This is a genomic window from Ruegeria sp. AG6 (genome assembly GCF_056541565.1).
This window is the reverse complement of sequence record NZ_JBQFYQ010000003.1, coordinates 281,452-299,535: the sequence shown is the minus strand read 5'-3', so window position 1 is coordinate 299,535 and position 18,084 is coordinate 281,452. Positions and strand designations below refer to the sequence as shown.

Genomic DNA, 18,084 nt, shown 5'->3' with positions numbered 1-18,084 from the left:
CGGATGGCCCAACCTTCATCTTCGACGAACAGTTCACGTCAGAGGTCGCCGAACTCTCTGACCCAGGCGTGGCTTGGGCTCCTGGCACTCAGCGTGGGATCCGCGCTGCTAACCTTGATTGGGGCACCGACCGCGATCATTGCTGGCGGTATCCTGTTGTTGGCGCTGATCAAGGCCCGCGTGATCCTGAAACACTATCTGGATTTGGAGAACAGCCAAAGCTGGCTGCGTGGGTTCACCATGGTGTTGACGGGATTTTCAGTAGTGATCTTTGCGCTCTACCTGATCTGAGGCAAAAAAATGCCGCCCCGAGAGGCGGCATAAGTCAAGCAAAGGGGGGCCTTGATTACTGAGCGGCCAGTGGGATCCGCGCGATCTGACAACGCTGCCAGAGCGCCGACAAAGCACCGACCAGATGATCGATATCCTCATCTGTGTGAACCGGGGACGGCGTGATCCGCAAACGTTCGGTGCCTTTGGGGACAGTGGGATAGTTGATCGGCTGGATATAGATGCCGAATTCTTCAAGAAGCGTATCCGAGATGAACTTGCACTTCAGCGGGTCGCCCACCATCACCGGGATGATATGGCTGGGGTTCGGCAGATGCGGTATCCCTTCCGCATCCAGACGGGCGCGCACCTGATCCACACGGGCTTTTTGCAGATCACGCTCGGCGCTTGACTGTTTCAGATGCCGGATAGATGCGGCAGCACCGGCCGCGATCGAAGGCGGCAGGGCCGTGGTGAAGATGAAGCCGCTGGCAAAACTGCGAACGAAATCGCACAGCGCCGCGGAGGCTGCGATGTAGCCGCCAACCACGCCGAAGGCCTTGCCCAGCGTGCCTTCGATCACGGTCAGGCGATCCATCAGGCCCTCACGCTCGGCAATGCCACCACCGCGCGGGCCATAGAGGCCGACGGCGTGAACTTCGTCCAGATAGGTCATCGCGCCGTATTTCTCGGCCAGGTCGCAGATTTCCTTGATCGGCGCGATATCACCATCCATGGAATAGACGGATTCAAAGGCGATCATCTTGGGCGCGTCGGGGTCGGCGGCGGCCAGTTTGGTCTCCAGATCCGCAAGGTCGTTATGTTTCCATATCACCTTCTGCGCCCGTGAGTGGCGGATGCCTTCGATCATCGAGGCATGGTTCAGCGCATCAGAGAAAACGATCAGACCGGGGATCTTCGCAGCCAGCGTTCCCAGAGCGGCCCAGTTTGATACATAGCCCGAGGTGAACAGCAAAGCGGCCTCTTTGCCATGGAGATCTGCCAATTCTGCCTCAAGCAGAACGTGGTCATGCGTCGTGCCCGAAATGTTGCGCGTTCCGCCCGCACCGGCGCCACAACGCTCCAGCGCATCGTGCATGGCGTTGATGACCGCAGGGTGTTGCCCCATTCCAAGGTAGTCATTCGAGCACCAGATACGCACATCCCGCTGGATCGAACCATCGGTCTGGCGAGCGTTCGGGAAGGCTCCGCAACGTCGCTGCAAGTCGATGAAAACCCGATAGTTCCCTTCATCTTTCAAAGCGTCGAGGCTCTGGCTGAAAAATCGCTCGAAATCCATCTGACATGCTCCCCGGATAACTGGCTGTGAACCGAACCTAGGACAGCGACGGGCCCCGTGACATGACAATTGTCAAGTTGATCTTCAAGAAAAAGGCTGGCACTGCCACGCCGGCTTTGGCATAGCAGGGCATTGGGGATGATATCCCGGGCCATCGCCCGGACTGGATGAAGAAGGGAGTGCCTTCATGTCACACGAGGCACAAAAGGCGATTGCGCGGCAGTCTCTGCTTCTGCGCAGCTTGCCGGATCAGCATGTGGATACATTGCTGCGGCAAGCGATTTGGCGGCAATATGACCGTGGCGAGACGATCTTTCTGCAAGAGGAAGAAGCCAAGGCCGTGCACGTCGTGCTGGCGGGTTGGGTCAAGCTGTTCCGTATCTCTCCGACCGGGGCAGAAGCGGTGGTGAGCGTTTTCACCCGCGGAGAAAGCTTTGGTGAGGCCGTTGCGCTGCGCAACGTGCCGTATCCCGTGTCCGCCGAAGCCGTCTCAGCCTGTGAAGTGATGCATATTCCCAGCCCGGTGTTGCTGTCCCTCATGAAAGAAGACCCGGAAATCGGCGTTTCAATTCTGGCTGCGACGTTCACGCATCTGCATGCTCTGGTGGCGCAGCTGGAGCAATTGAAGGCGCAAACCGGGGCGCAACGCGTTGCAGAGTTTCTGTTGAACCTGTGCGATCGCGAGTCCGGTCGCTGCGAGGTGGAACTGCCTTACGACAAGATGCTGATCGCCGGACGTCTTGGGATGAAGCCCGAAAGCCTGAGCCGCGCGTTTTCGCGGTTGAAACCCATTGGCGTCAAGATCAACAGGAACCACGCGGATATCGCCGACATGGACGATTTGCGCAACTACGCCGAAAGCGACACCAGCGAGAGGTGATTGATCACCGTCGACCGGACCCTTTGACGTTGCAAATTCACGGAAAACCCGTGATCCGAAACTGGCCCGCTTCAACGGGGGCTCCAGTCGGACGCTTTTGCGCGTGACCGGCTGTCTTCCACGCTTTCCAAAACCTCACTATCCTGATCAGCAGTGCCATCCATCGGCACGAGTCTTTTGCATGAAAATAAAGGGCACCTGGTCCATGATAGACGCAGCGCTTTCAAACTATCCCCGCGCAAGGTTGATGACATCGGTCACACCGGTCGAACGGCTTGAGCGTCTTTCTGACCAACTGGGGCTGGACCTGTGGATCAAGCGCGACGACCTGACCGGGCTCAGCTTCGGCGGAAACAAGACCCGCCAGCTGGAATTTTATTTGGGCGAGGCGCTGAGGCAGCGGGCGGACACCATCCTGATCACAGGTGCCGTGCAATCCAATTTCGTGCGCACTGCGGCAGCTGCGGCGGCAAAGCTGGGAATGTCATCCGTTCTTCAATTGGAGGACCGCGTGACGAATATGGGCGAATACTACCATCGATCCGGAAATGTTCTTCTGGCACAGCTTCTGGGGGCGGAACATATTGGCTATCCCTGGGGTGAGGACGAGGCGGGCGCTGACGGCGTTCTTCACGAACGTGCCGAGGATCTGGTTGCCATGGGTCGAAAACCATACGTGATCCATCTGGGCATCGATCACCCTCCGCTGGGGGCATTGGGCTATGTGGCGGGGGCGGCCGAGTTGCATACTCAGATCAGCGATTTCGACGCCGCAGTGGTGCCGTCTGGAAGCGGGGCAACCCATGGCGGGTTCCTGGCCGGATTGCGTTTGGTCGGACAGACTGCGCCTGTTTACGGCATATGCGTGCGTCGCGATCAGAACCAGCAGCACGCGCGTCTGCAAAAGGTCCTGAGGCGATTGGCGACCATGATGGGTTTCGACCCTGCTTTGGTCATGGAAGACATCTGTACCTGGGACGGCGCCTTGGCACCCGGATATGGGCGGATCGGTCGAGCAACCCGCGAGGCGTTGACCCTGATGGCGCGCTCCGAAGGCATCTTTCTTGACCCTGTTTATTCTGCCAAAACCTTTGCGGGGCTTCTTGGACTGCTTGAACAAGGCATCATCAAAAAAGGTCAGAAAGTTGTTCTGCTGCACACGGGTGGTCAACCTGCGTTGTTCGGATACCAGGACGAGTTGCAACCGAGTTGAAACAGCGCAGCATTTTGCCTTTGGTCCTGCGGGGCGACAGGATGAACGGAAAGGTGTTGCCCGCAGAACTGGCCGGGTAAGTACTCTACGACACTTTCGATTGATTGAGCAAAGACATGGCCCGCGCGACATCGCGGGTCTGCGCGCTGCCAACGATCATAGCCAGAATCTTTCCAAGATCCGGCGGCGAGGCCGGTGAGCAGCCAAAGCGGTCGCAGGTTTGCACGTAATCCACCGCTGTGCGCAGTTCGAACATTCTTGCCTGCTGTTTGCGTGCGGTTTCCAGAGCCTCCGTGAACAGATCATCTGCGGCAGTGCCCATGGAGCGCACCAACGCCTGTATCCGATCCGTCTCGGGCTGAGCCCAGGCTTCATTGGTCAGAACCTGTTGTTCACGGGCTTCATCCAGCAGGCGCTGAGCCGCCTTCGGGTCGTTCGCCTTCAATGAAGCTTCGGCAAGGGCCGTCAGGAACACCGGTTTGTAGTTTCCGGCCCCGCTGGCCCACCAGGCTTCGGACGCGTCGCGCATTGCTCGGATCGTTTCCGGGCCTGGCTTGATCTGCGCGTCCGCCCAACACCGCCAGACATTCGCCGTCAGTGTCATGAAGGGGAAGGTGTGTTTGGTTGCCAGTTCCTCAAGGCGCGCGGCAACGTCGTAAACCTGTTCAGGTTCACGCCGCAACAGGTGCAACATACACAGATATGTCAGCGTCTGTGCCAGGCTATGAGCGTGATTGAGTTTCTGCGCCGCCGAGATCGCCTGATGCTGGATCTCGAGCGCGCGGTCGGGTTCTCCGCGCAACCAGACCGTCATGCTCAGGAAGCAGGATGTAATGGCAGCATGATCCGTGCCGTAGACATAGGCAAGACGGCTGTGCTGCTGAGGATCATACAAGTGCAACGCTTGTCGCAGATGTGCATAGGCGGCGTCCTGCTGCCCGATATGCAACAAGACGGCACCCATGGCCCGATGGGCAATCATTATGTGATGCGTTTCGTCGGTCAGCTTGGACAGGTCCAGCAACTGCGCCGCGACGTCCTTGGCAAGGTCGTATTCGCCGCGGACCAGATGATACGCATAGAGACCATTGAGCACAGGGAACAATTGTTCGGTTTCGCCCAGCCGATTGCACAGGTCGCGGATCCGGGCATACACCGCCCCCGTTTCATCGGCCGCGATGCCAGCGGTCGAGCGCAGAACGCCGGCCCGCAAGGTCTGGATCTTGGTTTCCATGCGGTCGCGGTCAACCGAGTCTTCCTGCTGTTCAAGCAACGCCAACGCACGCCCCAGCTGAGTGGCTGCTTCAATCCCGGCCGAGCGTTCCACGGCACGTTGTCCGGCCAGATACCAGTGTTCTATCGCTTCGTCCGGCATATCTGCCATCGTGTAGTGATGAGCCAGAATTTCCGGACCGGCAGAGTTTTCGTGCAACGAGGCAGAGTTCAGTGCTTGGACCACACGCGCATGCAGCGTTCGCCTCTCGCGTTTCAGCAGGCTGTTGTAAGCGGTGTCGCGAATGAGAGCGTGACGATAACTGAACGTTTCCTCGGGCTCTGAGTCTGAAACGATCACGATCCCGGCATCCACCAGCAAATCCAGACCGGAACGCAACGCCCGTTCATCAAAACGGGACACGCTTGCAATCATCGGATAAGAGAATTGCGGGCCAATGACAGCGCCGATCTGTGCCACTTCCTTGGCCGAGCTCAGTCGATCAAGACGAGCCATCAAGGCGTCATGCAGTGTTTTCGGCACAGTTTGTGATGGCGTGGACCGGTCCATCGTATAGGCGTCGGCGCGTTCGGTCAGAAGATCGGATTCCAGCAGATCCTTCGTCACCTCTTCTACGAACAGCGGGACACCGTTGGATCTGGCGGCAATCAGATGGTGAACTTCGTCCGGGACGGTCTTGCCCTTGGCAACATCGTTCACGATCTCTTTGACCTGCGCGAAATCCAGTTGTTGAAGCGCGACGTGCATCAAGGTGTGTGACTGCGGCCAGCCCGGATCAAAGCCTGTCCGATAGCTCATGACCATCAGCAGGCGCGCGTCCTCTATCCGGGTTACAAGCTGATCAAGCAGAGTCTTTGTCGTTGGATCGATCCAATGTGCATCTTCAAACAGCAACAGGGTCGGGGTTTCCTGCGCCATGCCGATCACATGGTTGACCAGCATGTCCAGCGTCTGCTTCATGATCTGCTCTGGGGTCAGATCCAGCGGGCCAAGCCTGTCTTCAAACGGGACCGACAACAGTGCCGCAGCCAGTTTCAGTGACCCTTCAGAAGGATCGCCCAGAACGCCGTGGATCTTGTTCAGTTTTTTGTCCACACTGTCACCGGCCCGAAGTTCGGCCGCGTTTTCAAGCTGGCGTATGATCGGATACAACGCGCTTGCGTCATGAAAGGGCGAACACTGAAATCGAAGCTGTCGGTGTTTTGCATCCGGGATCGTGCGGCGAAGCTCTTCGATCAGCCTGGACTTTCCTATGCCCGCCTCGCCCGAGACCAGCACCACCTGACCTTGACCCTGACGGGCCAGCTTCCACTTGCTTTGAAGGGTTTCATGCTCCTGCGCGCGCCCGACCAATGAACTCATCCGGGCGTCGTCTGCCGCAAGAAAACGGCTGAGAGTCTGGCGCGTGCCGGTAACTTGCCAGGCTTCGACCTCTTTGGCAAAGCCTTTCAATTGAAACGTGCCCCGGCGCACATATTCGAACGCATCACCCGCCAGTTCCCGCGTCGTCGGCGCGACGATCATTGTCCCCGGATCAGCCATCGATTGAAGCCGTGCGGCCAGGTTCGGGGTCTCGCCCATGGCGGTGCCATCCTCGAACATCTTCTCTCCACGCAGGTCACCGACGACAACCAGGCCGGTCGCGATCCCTATGCGGACTTCAAGATGTACATGCGTGCGGAGTTCCGGAATTTCGCGAACGATCCGAAGACCTGCATGAATGGCGCGTTCCGGGTCGTCTTCATGCGCATGCGGAAAGCCAAAAAACACCATGATACCGTCGCCATAGTAACTGGCGATATGCCCGTCAAAAGCGGCGACAGCAGCGGCGCAGGTCTCTTTGAACAGCCTCAGAACCTCGGCCAGATCTTCAGGGTCCAGCTTTTGCGATATCGCCGTCGATCCAACAAGATCAATGAACATGACCGTCAGCTGTCTGCGCTCTGCAATGATGTTGGGTTCTTGATGCGCGCGATGTGATCCCGCAGGCTGCCCGGTTTCATCCCGTATTGCTTTCAGAAAGCGGCGTCTGGGTCCAAGGGGCAGGCCGATCGTGACAAGGTCATCGTCGCTCAGTTCCGGCAGATCACCCAGTTCGACCTCGTGCCGGGAGAAGGCATCGACATATTTGGACAAGCCGTTTCGGATCAGCCATTCATCAATGTCAGCCATTTGACCACCATGCATGACCGCAACCAGGCGGATCCAAGCATTCCCCATTTCCCTATGGTTAAAAGGACCAGCCCCGGGCATAGTCCGGGAAAACACAGTTCTATCAAGGACGACCCGCGAATTCCGGTCAAGTGTTCAATTTAAGGGTGAGGAAATTTCATTGCACGAAACTGTATCGGAGCCTGCCATCTCTATTCGTCGGTCCGAAAATCGATGTGAATGTGATTGCCGTCCGGATCCCAGACGTTCAACTGAACGGTGTCGATCGCCGTCAGTTCTACACGGCGATAGGAGACGCCATTTGTTTTAAGATGCGCTTCGAACCGATCCAACCCTGTCGCCGAAAAAGCGAAATGCTCAAGCTTTAGGTCTGCGTCCGAACCCGTGGCCTCGGCCTCGACACCGACCAGATGCACGAAAGCGTTTTCTTCGACATAAAGCCAGGCTCCGGGAAAAGGGAAGGGCGGGCGTGGCCCGACCCGCATCCCCAGCAAGTTGCAGTACCAATCGATCATCTCGTCCAAACGCGTGGTGCGAAGGTTAACATGATCCAGTGACGTGATCTCCATGGCCTAGCCTCGGGTCCATTTGATCGAACATCCCATTGATGGAATCTGGTCCTGGGGGCCTTGCCCGGTCTCGGCAATTTGCAGCATCGCATTGACCAGTTCTGGTTCGCGCTTGCCCGTCTGGCCGCGGCCCAGATTGTCCAGACGGCCCCGGTACTGCAACTTTCCATCCGCATTCAATCCGAAGAAATCCGGAGTGCAAACAGCACCATAAGCCTTTCCTACGGATTGATCCTCGTCCACGAGATATGGAAAGTTGAAGCCGTTCTGCCGTGCGAATTCCAACATGTTTGGCGGCGAATCTTCGGCGTAATCGCGATAGTCGTTCGACATGACCGCCAACACGCCGATCCCCTTGGACATCAGCAGGTCCGTGTCCTGGGCAAGCCGGTCCGTGATCGTTTTGACATAGGGGCAATGATTGCAGATGAAGGCGATCAGCAACCCGTTTTGCAGGTGATCGGACATCTTGAAGGCCTGACCGTTCGGGTCCTTGAGCGTGAAGTCCGGGGCTTCCCAACCGAAATCGCAGATCGGAGTGTCGAGCAGCATGATTGTCCTTTTTGTGACCAGTTGGCATGTTCAGGCCAGCTTAGCTTACGGGCGCAAACAAGTAGAGCGTGATTTCCGGCACCATGTTTGCGACGGAATGCGCCTGCAAACGTATCTGGTTCAGATCAGCAGCGTTGACAGGCTTGGGTAATAGCTTAGCAGAAGCAACACCAAAGTTACTGCGATCAGGAAAGGCCAAAGCGATTTCAGGATTGAACCGGGCGATGTGCCGCTCATGGACGAGGCGATGTACAATCCGATCCCGACCGGGGGCGTCAGCAGCCCAAGCACAAGGTTCAGGCAGGCAACAATGCCGAACTGATAGGGGCTGATATCGTATGAACCGGTTGCAATCGGCAGCAGGATCGGAGTGATCAGGATGATCGCGGCGATGCCATCGATCACCATTCCAACCAGCAAAAGCGCAAGGTTAACGATCAGCAGGAACACGAACGGGTCCGAGGTGACCGAGGTGATTAACCCAGCCAGTTGCTGCGGTATTTCCTCATAGATGATGACCCAGCCGAACACGCTGGCGGCCGCGATCATGAACAGGATCATCGACGCATTGGCCGCCGTGCGTTTGAACATCTGTGCCAGGTTGCTCGGCTTCAGGTCCCCGTAAACCAACCAGCCCACCAAAAACGCGATCAGGGACGCGATTGCAGCGGATTCGGTCGGTGTGGCGATCCCGAACAGAATGCCGCCTATGATCGACATCGGAATCAGCAGGGCAGGGGCCGCGCTGATCAAGGCCTGGACGGCTTCGGCACGCGTCATCCAATGCCCTTTCGGAAAGCTCTGCCACCACCCGATCAGGGTGATGACCGATGCAAACGCCCCGGCAAGGATCAAACCGGGCAGGATTCCTGCAATGAACATGTCACCAATCGGGATCTGAGCCAGAACACCGAAGATGACAAACATCATCGACGGCGGGATGACCGGAGCCAGCAGCCCGCCCGCGGCCGTCGTGGCAGCGGCGAAACCCTTGTCATAGCCCTCCTCCTCCATCGCGGGGACCATGGCGCGCGACATCACCGCGATCTGCGCCGTCGCAGACCCGATGATGGCCGCCATGAACATGTTTGCCAGCAAGTTGATATAGGCCAGCCCGCCGCGAAACCCGCCGACAAACACCCGGGCCAGCGCGACAAGGCGCCGGGTCATGCCGCCTTCGTTCATCAATTCTCCGGTCAACATGAACAGAGGAATTGCCAGCAGGCCGTAATTCTCGAGACCGCCGAACATTTTCTGCGCGAAGCTGTCATAAAGAACCGTGTTGCCGCTTTCCCAGATGTACCAGATGGCCGTGATTGCCAGCACGATCGCCACGGGCACGGACAGTAGTAAAGTGGCCAGAAAGACGATGGGGCTCATGGCTGTGCCCCTTTGCCCGGGGCGCTCAGCAGATGCATGGTGGAATGCAGCGTCGCGCCCACTGCGAAAAGCCACATCACCAACCAGAACAGGTACTTTGGCAGGCCCAAGGTCAGCGTTGGCTCGGCGTAGATGAAATTGAATGTCTGACCTTGAAACGCCGCCACGTCAAATCCGCTGCTGGCGATGTCCAGCGGAAGGAACCAGCGCCAGCAGAACCACAGCATCGCAAGGGAAAAAGCAAACACGACCACGTCCACACCCTTGCGGATCAATGGTTTCGCGCGTTCGGGCACGTTGTCGGAAACGATGGAGATCGACACAGAACTGCGATGGTGCAATGCGGAAGACGCGCCCAGAAAGGTCATCCAGACCATCGCGTAGATCGCCAGCTCATCAACCCAGAACAGGGCGTTGCCCGCCGTTCGCGTTACGACATTCAACAAGATCAGAACCGTAATGCAGACTGCCAGAAAGGCAGCGCACCACAACTCGACCCGCGCCAAGCCTGCCGACAGCCGATACAACATCGCTGTTCTCCCGTGAAAAAGGGCGCAGGATCGAGCTGCGCCCCTTTCGTCATGCCGTTTTCGTTATTTTGTTTCTGCCGCAGTCTGCCGCAAAGCGTCAAGGGAAGAGGTCTTCTGGGACCAGATCCCGTTCCACTCTTCGATCGCGTCGCCAAAGAACGAGGCATCGACCTTTTTGTAGGCTTTGCCAGTGCCCTCGATCTGCTCCAGCCATTTGGCATCGTTTTCGACGTAGGCATCAATGGTGCTGTCCACATGTTTGGCCATGAGTTCCGCGATCATCGCGCGGTCTTCTTCGGACAAACCAGCCCAGACCTTGGCCGATACCAGCCCGACCATCGGGAACATCATGTGATCCGACTGCACGATCGTGTCGGCGTGTTCATAATATTTCAGAACCCAGATCAGCTCGGCATCCATGTCGATGGCGTCAACCTGACCATTGGCCAGCGCATCATAGACGGCAGGCAAGGGCATGGGCGTGGGTGCTGCCCCCACCGCGTTGTAGAAATCCAGAATCGGTGTGAAGGGCGTGATACGCAGTTTCAGGCCTGATAGATCTTCGGCGGAGGAAACCTCGCCCCGGCTGACGATCTGGCGCAATCCTGCCATCCCATATCCCAGTCCAACGACACCAACCTGCCCCGGCAAGGGTTCCAGCATGGACTTGGCCGTATCGGATCGCAGGATGCGCCCCGCGTGCCCAATGTCATCTGCCAGATAGGGCGCATAGAACGCCCCCAACTCGGGCGCGCGGTTGGAAACCTCGGCCACCGTCATGAAAGCCATGTCCAACGCGCCGGTCTGCAATTGTTGCAGCATTTCTGCCTCGTTCCCCAACTGGCGGGCCGGGAAGACCGATACCGAATGCGCGCCACCACTGGCCTCATTCAACTCGGCCCCAAACGCTTCGGCGGCTTTGGTCCAGATATGCGGTGGCGGCGTGATCAGACCTAACCGAAACTCTTCGGCGTGAGCGGCAACAGACGCCAGTGCCAACGCAGCCGCAGAGGCGGCGATTTTTGCGAAATGTCTCATTACTTCCCCTGTTTGATCTTGTTTTACAACGTGACCCAGCCCTCGGGCGGTTCCTTTCCCGGGTGCACAGCCTGACAATTGGGGCAGGTGCGGTCTTGTTCCGAGGCATAGAACTTCTGATAAACCGGAGGCAGGTCATCAACGATGGACTTTAGCTGCATTTCCGCTCGATGCACCAGTGATCCGCATTCAAAGCAATACCATTCGATGGCGTCCAGCTCTCCGGTCTGGCGCTTGGGTTCAATCACAAGCCCGATCGAGCCTTCCTGAGGGCGCTGTGGCGAATGGCGTACATGCGGAGGCAGCAGAAAAACCTCGCCCTCACGGATCGGAACATCATAGAACTCCTCTCCGTCATAGATTTTCAGCACCATGTCGCCTTCAAGCTGGTAGAAGAATTCTTCCACCGGGTCATCGTGGTAATCGGTTCGCTTGTTCGGGCCACCCACAACGGTGACCATCAGATCGGCGTCTTCCCAAACCTGACGGTTCCCTACGGGCGGTTTGAGCAGATGGCGATGCTCGTCGATCCAGGCCTTAAAGTTGAACGCTTTCAGTTTTGACATGTCCCACTCCCTATCCCTGAAAGTTTGGCGCGTTTTTGCATGACCGCAAAGAAATTATCAGCATCTCGCTATCCGATTTCCTTATACTGCCCGGCCTCACCCAGCTCAGACGCGCAGCCCGCATTCGTCGAACGCTTTGCGAATGATCGCTTTTTCCGCTTCGGTCAGTTCCAGCATCGGCGGGCGTACACGGCCACCGACCTGACCCAGCAACTCTTGCCAGTACTTTCCGAATGCAGTGGGTTTGCCCGCAGGGCGCGCGCGTTTCATCGCGTCGCGGACCGGGTTCAGACTGTCAAAGACACGCCGCGCTTCATCGGCCTTTCCCGCAAAGGCCAGACGCGTGTATTCGTTCATCCGCTGATCAACCTTGCTTTGCAGCTGATAGGGCGGGGACGAGCAGAGATACAACTTCCAGTCCAGTTCCAATATGTTGTTCAGCCATTCATGTTCGGCCGAGGTCGAGACATGGATCCTGTCGCCCACCATGTGGGTCAGCTTCACGTACATCTCACGCGGGACCGAGTATTTTATCGCAACGATATTGGGTAAGTCCGCAATGCGGGCGCATTCTTCGGGCTGCATCAAATAGCCACTGTCTGGATGGCTCCACATGGCGATGCCGATATCCAGTTCGTCACAAAAACGCTTGTAGTACTGGTACAAAACCTCTCCGCGATCCTGCACAAAGCTCAGAACCGGCGCGTGCAGAACGATGTAATCCGCGCCGCAATTCTGTGCGTGATGCGCCAGGTCCAAGGCCGTATTCATGTTCTGGTCCGAGACCGAGACGATGACACCGGCTTTGCCTGCGCATTCGTCAACGGCAATTTCGAAGTTGCGCTTGCGCTCTTCGATGCTCATCGAAAAGAACTCGCCCTGTTTGCCGGCGACGAAAAGGCCCTGGATGTCCAGATCGTCGATCCAATGGCGGATGTTGGCGCGCAGTCCCGATTCATCCAGAGACAGGTCATCATTGAACGGGTTCAGTGCCGCTGCCCATATCCCAGTCATATGTTCGCGGGCATAGGCCTTCGCGTCGTGTTTTGAGTATTTCATTTCCAACGTGGTCCCCGTGGCTTCAACAGGAACAAAACACACCAGGCGGGTCGGTCCAGTGCCATTTCAGGGAAATGGATATCTGAAAAAAATATACCACAAACTTACCAATTCAGATTTTTTCAATGCTGGTCTAGGGTCCAGACATGAAGATCGCAGTCATCGGAACCGGCGCAATCGCGCAGTTTGTGCAGCGCATGTTGCCAGAACATGGGCATGAGTTGGTAGCCATTCTGGTCAGACCACACCGCGTTGATCCAAAATCGCCCAAGTCAATTTGTTCGGTTGATGACCTGCCGGCTGGAATCAAAATTGTTCTGGATTGCGCGGGGCACGAGGCACTGGCCGGTTTGGGTCCGGACATTCTGGCACGAGGGCTGGATATCATCAGTGTCTCTGCCGGCGCACTTGCGGATCAGCAGGTCAGTGATCGGCTGGACAGGGCCGCGCGAAAGGGCGGGACGCGGCTGCATCTGGCAAGCGGTGCCATAGGTGGGCTGGACTGTCTCAGCGCCGCAGCGGTCGGGCCGCTCAAATCCGTCACATATGTGGGGCGCAAGCCGCCGGCGGGGTGGAAGGGATCCCTTGCCGAACACAGTCTTGACCTCGGCAATATCACCGCGGCTGAAACCCATTTTCAAGGTTCCGCAAGAGAGGCGGCGCTGGCTTACCCAAAGAACGCAAATGTCGCCGCCGCCGTCGCCTTGGCGGGCGTGGGGTTCGATAACACACAGGTTCGTCTGATCGCCGATCCGACGATCCACAAGAACATTCACGAGGTCGAGGCCGAAGGCGATTTCGGCACGTTTCAGTTCCGGATCAGCGGTACCGCGCTGCCCGACAACCCGCGAAGCTCGGCGCTTGCGGCCATGAGTGTGCTGTCCAAGCTGGATCAGCTTTGCAAGCCGATTGTGCTGTAGCCATGGTTGGGCGTCACTCTCGCATCGTTGACCGCGCCTTGACCCGCCTGAAGCTGCGGCAGCTGCGTCTGCTGGTTGCAGTTGGCGCGCATGGAAACATTCAGAATGCTGCGCGTGAGCTGGGAATATCTCAGCCAGCGGCAACCAAGATGATTCAGGATCTTGAACTGGATTTCGAAGTCAAGCTGTTCACGCGCACCAACCGAGGCGTTGTGCCAACGGTTTTTGGCGAAACTCTCATACGTCACGGGAAACTGATATTTGCTCAGGTTTCCAATGCCGCGCAGGAACTGGACGACCTGAACGAAGGAAATTCCGGCCGTGTCGTGGTGGGAACACTGCTTGCGGCGTCAACCAGCCTGCTACCTGCCGCCATTGAACTGCTGCTGGAAGACCGCCCGAACGTTGCGGTCAAGATCAGCGAAGGGACAAACGAGGTGCTCATGCCCCGGCTGCTGTCGGGTGAGATCGACATGGTTGTAGGACGCCTGCCGTCGCACCGGCATCGCGACAAGATTCGACAGGAAAAACTGTTCGAGGATCGGATATTGGCCATTGTCGGTCCTCAACACCCGCTTGCTGAGCGGGACGCCGTGACCTTTGCGCAAACCAAGCCGTTTGGCTGGATTCTTCCCCCGCAAGAGACCACGTTGCGACGTCAGGCGGATCATTTTTTCGTCGGCCAGCAGCAATACGTGCCACCGGTCGCCATTGAATCCGTGTCCTACCTGACGAACCGGGCGCTGCTGCAATCCCGCGACCTGATCGGCCTTATGCCAGCCGAAGTCGTCGTCCAGGATATCGAAAACAACCATCTTGCCCAGCTCACCTGGGAGGTTCCGTTCGGGCAGGGACCAATTGGAGTGTCTTTCCGCGCCGACGACGATCTGTCGCCCGCTGGGCGCGCTTTCAAAACGGCCCTGCATCGGGCGGCGCAGAGCAGACAGACCAGATATCCGCCAATTTGATATCCGTATTCGCGCAATGCGCTTGAACTCATGCGAGGCATCGCGCGATCAAAAATCAAGGCAAATGGAGGCGCCAGTTTCATGTATCCAGAGCTCAGGCTGTTCATTGGCGGCACGTGGCGAAAAACCGGGCGCGATATCCCGGTTGTCAACCCGGCAACCGAGGAAGAACTCGGTCGGTTGCCTTGCGCATCGGCGAAAGACCTGGACGACGCGCTGCAAGCGGCCGTCGAAGGCTTTCGACTGTGGCGCCGCACATCGCCGCGGGAACGCGCGGATACGATCCTGCGGGCGGCAGCCCTCATGCGTCAGCGGCAGGAAGAAATCGCGCATTCCATTACTCTGGAGCATGGCAAGCCTTTGAAGCAGGCCCGGCTGGAGGTCATTCGAGGCGCCGAGTTCTTTGAATGGGATGCGGGCGAGGCGATGCGGACCTATGGCAGGATCATTCCGGCGGCGCAGGGTCACAAATTTGCAGTTCATCACCAGCCTGTCGGCGTTGTCGCGGCATTTTCGCCGTGGAACTTCCCCATGAGCCAACCTGCCCGGAAAATCGCGGGTGCTTTGGCCTCGGGCTGTTCAGTGATCCTGAAAGCGGCAGAAGAAACGCCTGCCGGCGCTTTGCACATAGCAAAAGCGTTCGAAGATGCCGGTCTGCCGGCAGGGGTTCTGAATTTGGTGTCCGGTGAACCATCCGAGATATCCGGTCATCTGATCCCGCAGGACCCCGTTCGCTTGGTGGCCTTCACCGGATCGACAACCGTCGGGCGTCATTTAACCACTTTGGCGGCCCGGCACGACACCCGAGTGCTTATGGAGTTGGGTGGCCACGCGCCGGTCATCGTTTGCGAAGATACGGATGTGCAATCGGCGGCCGTTTCAGGCGCGGTCCGCAAAATGCGCAATGCCGGTCAGGTCTGCACATCCCCAACCCGTTTCTTCGCGCATGACAGTATTTTTGACGCCTATGCGGCCGGATTTGTTGCGAGGGCCGAGGCCACAGTTGTCGGCAATGGGCTTGACGCAACCGTTGAAATGGGCCCAACGGCCAACGACCGGCGCGTGCCAGCCTTGTCAGAGCTGGTTGAAGACGCAGTGGCGCAGGGGGCAACGCTTGCCACAGGTGGATCGCGGCTGGGTGAGCGGGGATATTTCTTTGAACCCACGGTGTTATTGAACGTTCCTAAAGCGGCTCGGATCATGCGCGAAGAGCCGTTTGGACCGGTTGCGGTGATCAACCCGGTGGCTTCGCTGGATGAGGCGATCGCTCTGGCGAATTCAGTTCCCTACGGGCTGGCGGGGTACGCTTTCACCAATCGGGCGGATTACATCGACCGTCTGATCGACGAGGTCGAGGTCGGCAATCTCTCGATCAACACACTTGAAGCATCCATGCCGGAAACGCCCTTTGGGGGCGTGAAATCCAGTGGCTATGGTCGGGAAGGCGGAACCGAAGGCCTTGAGAATTACATGACGGTCAAGAACGTCTGGCATTCGGCCAGGATCTGCTGAAAAAGATCCCGACACCTGCTCTTGTCGACTTTTCGCGACCAAGCCAGCCTTTTTCCTTTCGAAATCGACCAAAGGGCCAGCGCTGCGATTGTGATTTCATTACTTGCGGAACCGAAAGACGCGACAATGTGCCCTTTCTGATGGGACGCCCGAACGCGGATCATGACCTATGTCAATGACAGTAAACCCGCCTTGCTGTCCATTGGCCGGGAATTTCTGGCCGGACCGTGCGACAAAACCATCGCGTCCTTTTGCCGGTGATGATCAGCGTTTTGGCTGACCTGCGGGGGGTTTCCCGCCGGGTGGCCTGAGCTCCGGAGGGACGGATGAACACTTGGCTGACGCTATCTGCACCAATCCCTGCCAAGGATACCGAGGGCTTCGAGAGAATGGCTGGGCTGCCCACCGTAACGTCCACCTTTGGCATGAACTCTGACTGCGCGCGCGTGTCTGAGCTTTGCGGCCAACCCGAGCAGGATTTGTCGTCCGTGAAAGAAGGCGATGACGGCACAGGTCGCGCCGCACATGGTCGGCATAACGTGGGTACGCTGCCGGTCGTTGCTGATCCCAGCTCGGACTTGGAAAAATTCAACGACGGCCTGCCCAATCTGGATCCGGACGAACAGCCGGGATTTGCAGGACGCTTAATATTTTCGGAGATTCAAAATGGCTGATGGATGTGCCTGTGACCGCCACGCCGACATGTATCTGACTGTCGAGGACGCCCTTGAACGCGGTCTTTCCGTCGCCGATCCTGTTGCCGAAACCGAGATTTTGCCGCTGGAACAGGCTATAGGCCGGGTTCTGGCCGAGGATTGCGCCAGCAAGGTTGATATGCCTGCCTTCGACAACTCGGCCATGGATGGCTATGCCATCCGCACCGGTGATCTGGGTGACGGGCCGGTGTTCGAGCTGCCCATCGCCGGGCGCGTGGCTGCGGGTGACTGCGGCGACCATGATGCACCCGAAGGCAGCGCTTTACGCATTTTCACGGGCGCTCCGGTGCCACCTGAATTCGATGCCGTGCTGATGCAGGAAGATTGCGATCTTTTGATCGACAGGATTCGATTCAGCCGCCGCCCGAAACCCGGCCAGCATATCCGACGCTCAGGGGAAGATCTTTGTGCCGGGGGTCCGATCCTGCGACGCGGCTGTGAAATTGGACCGCGCGAGATGGCCGCCCTGGCATCCGCCGGGTATGGTGAGGTCCTGGTGTTTCGAAAACTGAAGGTCACGATCTTTTCGACAGGCAGCGAACTGCGTCAACCGGGCGAACCCCTCGACCCCGGCCAAATCTACAACTCGAACCGTTATATGCTGCTGGCGCTGTTGCAAAAACCCTGGATCGAACTGATCGACCGGGGACCGGTCGTGGATGACCCGACCCGTCTGGAACAGGTTCTGCGCGAGGCATGCGTTGCCTCGGATCTCATCGTCACGACCGGGGGCGTGTCCGTCGGGGATGAAGATCACATGCCCCGGCTGTTCAGCGCGATTGGCGGCGAAACCGATGTCATGAAAGTGGCGATGAAGCCCGGTAAACCGGTCATGTTCGGGCGGCGCGGGCGTGCTCTTTACGTTGGCCTGCCCGGCAACCCGGTGTCAGCCTATGTGACATGGCAGATAATCGGGTCGCAGATGATGGCGCGGCGCGCAGGCTTGTGCCACAGACCTCAGGTACCTGTTCAGGCCGTGTTGGCCGAACCGGTGCAGCGTCGCGCGGGTCGGCAGGAATATCGCCCGGTCCAGATTGACGGTACCTCGCCGCGTGGCCTTCCCAATGTGCGTCTGATGGCGCCCTCCTACAGTGGCCGTGTTGCCTTGCTGGCGCAGGCAGACGGGTTGGCGATCATACCGGCCGAGATCGAAGACCTGCCCGCCGGGCATTCGATTGAATTGTTGAGGTTCTGATCTTCGCACC

At 58.1% G+C, this 18,084-nt stretch carries 17 protein-coding genes; 8 read left to right on the top strand and 9 right to left on the bottom strand.

Annotated features, from left to right (window positions below):
• Nucleotides 1-3: 3 nt before the first annotated feature.
• Entirely contained in the window at nt 4-291 is a 288-nt protein-coding gene (locus tag ACR0I0_RS10445) for a cytochrome C oxidase subunit IV family protein (RefSeq protein WP_480491316.1), read from the top strand.
• Between the two features lie 55 nt (nt 292-346).
• On the opposite strand, the gene hemA is transcribed toward ACR0I0_RS10445, so the two are convergent.
• Nucleotides 347-1,570, bottom strand: a complete 1,224-nt coding sequence (hemA, locus tag ACR0I0_RS10440; protein ID WP_480491314.1) for a 5-aminolevulinate synthase — start codon at nt 1,568-1,570, stop codon at nt 347-349.
• 187 nt (nt 1,571-1,757) lie between these two features.
• Between hemA and ACR0I0_RS10435 the strand changes: the two genes are divergently transcribed.
• Nucleotides 1,758-2,450: a Crp/Fnr family transcriptional regulator gene (locus tag ACR0I0_RS10435; protein ID WP_171635915.1), complete on the top strand. Its 693-nt coding sequence runs from the start codon at nt 1,758-1,760 to the stop codon at nt 2,448-2,450.
• 205 nt (nt 2,451-2,655) lie between these two features.
• Nucleotides 2,656-3,663: a D-cysteine desulfhydrase family protein gene (locus ACR0I0_RS10430; protein WP_480491313.1), complete on the top strand. Its 1,008-nt coding sequence runs from the start codon at nt 2,656-2,658 to the stop codon at nt 3,661-3,663.
• Nucleotides 3,664-3,748: 85 nt separating this feature from the next.
• Here the strand turns inward: ACR0I0_RS10430 and ACR0I0_RS10425 are convergent, their stop codons facing one another.
• The 8 genes from ACR0I0_RS10425 to ACR0I0_RS10390 form a co-directional block, all read right to left on the bottom strand.
• Nucleotides 3,749-7,069, bottom strand: a complete 3,321-nt coding sequence (locus tag ACR0I0_RS10425) for an ATP-binding protein (RefSeq protein ID WP_480491311.1) — start codon at nt 7,067-7,069, stop codon at nt 3,749-3,751.
• Nucleotides 7,070-7,260: 191 nt separating this feature from the next.
• A complete protein-coding gene (locus ACR0I0_RS10420) occupies nt 7,261-7,638 on the bottom strand; it encodes a VOC family protein (protein ID WP_171635920.1) in 378 nt (125 codons plus the stop codon).
• A gap of 3 nt (nt 7,639-7,641) precedes the next feature.
• On the bottom strand, nt 7,642-8,190 hold the full coding sequence (locus ACR0I0_RS10415) for a thioredoxin family protein (RefSeq protein WP_171723701.1): 549 nt from the start codon (nt 8,188-8,190) through the stop codon (nt 7,642-7,644).
• A 120-nt stretch (nt 8,191-8,310) separates the two neighbouring features.
• Complete coding sequence (locus tag ACR0I0_RS10410; protein WP_171364398.1) at nt 8,311-9,570, bottom strand: TRAP transporter large permease; 1,260 nt, start codon at nt 9,568-9,570, stop codon at nt 8,311-8,313.
• Nucleotides 9,567-10,100 (bottom strand): TRAP transporter small permease, encoded by a 534-nt coding sequence (locus tag ACR0I0_RS10405; protein WP_209834020.1) that lies wholly within the window; start codon nt 10,098-10,100, stop codon nt 9,567-9,569. The genes ACR0I0_RS10410 and ACR0I0_RS10405 overlap by 4 nt, the downstream gene beginning before the upstream one ends.
• A 63-nt stretch (nt 10,101-10,163) precedes the next feature.
• Nucleotides 10,164-11,138 (bottom strand): TRAP transporter substrate-binding protein, encoded by a 975-nt coding sequence (locus ACR0I0_RS10400; RefSeq protein ID WP_171169737.1) that lies wholly within the window; start codon nt 11,136-11,138, stop codon nt 10,164-10,166.
• Nucleotides 11,139-11,161: 23 nt separating this feature from the next.
• The gene (locus tag ACR0I0_RS10395) at nt 11,162-11,704 is read right to left on the bottom strand and encodes a 3-hydroxyanthranilate 3,4-dioxygenase (protein ID WP_152460347.1); all 543 of its coding nucleotides are present in this window, start codon (nt 11,702-11,704) and stop codon (nt 11,162-11,164) included.
• A gap of 105 nt (nt 11,705-11,809) precedes the next feature.
• A complete protein-coding gene (locus tag ACR0I0_RS10390; RefSeq protein ID WP_480491308.1) occupies nt 11,810-12,763 on the bottom strand; it encodes a dihydrodipicolinate synthase family protein in 954 nt (317 codons plus the stop codon).
• Nucleotides 12,764-12,909: 146 nt separating this feature from the next.
• Here ACR0I0_RS10390 and ACR0I0_RS10385 point away from each other — a divergent pair, with 146 nt between their 5' ends.
• The 5 genes from ACR0I0_RS10385 to ACR0I0_RS10365 all read left to right on the top strand — a co-directional run bounded on the left by ACR0I0_RS10385 (nt 12,910) and on the right by ACR0I0_RS10365 (nt 18,074).
• Nucleotides 12,910-13,683 (top strand): aspartate dehydrogenase, encoded by a 774-nt coding sequence (locus tag ACR0I0_RS10385; protein ID WP_480491307.1) that lies wholly within the window; start codon nt 12,910-12,912, stop codon nt 13,681-13,683.
• 2 nt (nt 13,684-13,685) lie between these two features.
• Nucleotides 13,686-14,651 carry a LysR substrate-binding domain-containing protein gene (locus ACR0I0_RS10380; RefSeq protein ID WP_171635933.1) on the top strand — a complete coding sequence of 322 codons (966 nt, stop codon included), beginning with the start codon at nt 13,686-13,688 and terminating at the stop codon, nt 14,649-14,651.
• Nucleotides 14,652-14,732: 81 nt separating this feature from the next.
• Nucleotides 14,733-16,163, top strand: coding sequence for an NAD-dependent succinate-semialdehyde dehydrogenase (locus ACR0I0_RS10375; RefSeq protein ID WP_480491305.1), 1,431 nt, complete (start codon nt 14,733-14,735; stop codon nt 16,161-16,163).
• 326 nt (nt 16,164-16,489) lie between these two features.
• Entirely contained in the window at nt 16,490-16,837 is a 348-nt protein-coding gene (locus ACR0I0_RS10370) for a hypothetical protein (protein ID WP_171723706.1), read from the top strand.
• Nucleotides 16,830-18,074 (top strand): molybdopterin molybdotransferase MoeA, encoded by a 1,245-nt coding sequence (locus tag ACR0I0_RS10365; RefSeq protein ID WP_480491303.1) that lies wholly within the window; start codon nt 16,830-16,832, stop codon nt 18,072-18,074. The genes ACR0I0_RS10370 and ACR0I0_RS10365 overlap by 8 nt, the downstream gene beginning before the upstream one ends.
• The last annotated feature ends 10 nt before the right edge of the window (nt 18,075-18,084 follow it).

Excerpts from the sequence above, each read along its gene's own strand:
- ACR0I0_RS10365 (WP_480491303.1), top strand. The coding sequence starts at position 16,830 with ATGGCTGATGGATGTGCCTGTGACCGCCACGCCGACATGTATCTGACT.
- ACR0I0_RS10370 (WP_171723706.1), top strand. The coding sequence starts at position 16,490 with ATGAACACTTGGCTGACGCTATCTGCACCAATCCCTGCCAAGGATACC.
- ACR0I0_RS10380 (WP_171635933.1), top strand. The coding sequence starts at position 13,686 with ATGGTTGGGCGTCACTCTCGCATCGTTGACCGCGCCTTGACCCGCCTG.
- ACR0I0_RS10400 (WP_171169737.1), bottom strand. The coding sequence starts at position 11,138 with ATGAGACATTTCGCAAAAATCGCCGCCTCTGCGGCTGCGTTGGCACTG.
- ACR0I0_RS10375 (WP_480491305.1), top strand. The coding sequence starts at position 14,733 with ATGTATCCAGAGCTCAGGCTGTTCATTGGCGGCACGTGGCGAAAAACC.
- ACR0I0_RS10390 (WP_480491308.1), bottom strand. The coding sequence starts at position 12,763 with ATGAAATACTCAAAACACGACGCGAAGGCCTATGCCCGCGAACATATG.
- hemA (WP_480491314.1), bottom strand. The coding sequence starts at position 1,570 with ATGGATTTCGAGCGATTTTTCAGCCAGAGCCTCGACGCTTTGAAAGAT.
- ACR0I0_RS10395 (WP_152460347.1), bottom strand. The coding sequence starts at position 11,704 with ATGTCAAAACTGAAAGCGTTCAACTTTAAGGCCTGGATCGACGAGCAT.
- ACR0I0_RS10385 (WP_480491307.1), top strand. The coding sequence starts at position 12,910 with ATGAAGATCGCAGTCATCGGAACCGGCGCAATCGCGCAGTTTGTGCAG.
- ACR0I0_RS10405 (WP_209834020.1), bottom strand. The coding sequence starts at position 10,100 with ATGTTGTATCGGCTGTCGGCAGGCTTGGCGCGGGTCGAGTTGTGGTGC.
- ACR0I0_RS10410 (WP_171364398.1), bottom strand. The coding sequence starts at position 9,570 with ATGAGCCCCATCGTCTTTCTGGCCACTTTACTACTGTCCGTGCCCGTG.
- ACR0I0_RS10425 (WP_480491311.1), bottom strand. The coding sequence starts at position 7,069 with ATGGCTGACATTGATGAATGGCTGATCCGAAACGGCTTGTCCAAATAT.
- ACR0I0_RS10435 (WP_171635915.1), top strand. The coding sequence starts at position 1,758 with ATGTCACACGAGGCACAAAAGGCGATTGCGCGGCAGTCTCTGCTTCTG.
- ACR0I0_RS10430 (WP_480491313.1), top strand. The coding sequence starts at position 2,656 with ATGATAGACGCAGCGCTTTCAAACTATCCCCGCGCAAGGTTGATGACA.
- ACR0I0_RS10420 (WP_171635920.1), bottom strand. The coding sequence starts at position 7,638 with ATGGAGATCACGTCACTGGATCATGTTAACCTTCGCACCACGCGTTTG.
- ACR0I0_RS10445 (WP_480491316.1), top strand. The coding sequence starts at position 4 with ATGGCCCAACCTTCATCTTCGACGAACAGTTCACGTCAGAGGTCGCCG.
- ACR0I0_RS10415 (WP_171723701.1), bottom strand. The coding sequence starts at position 8,190 with ATGCTGCTCGACACTCCGATCTGCGATTTCGGTTGGGAAGCCCCGGAC.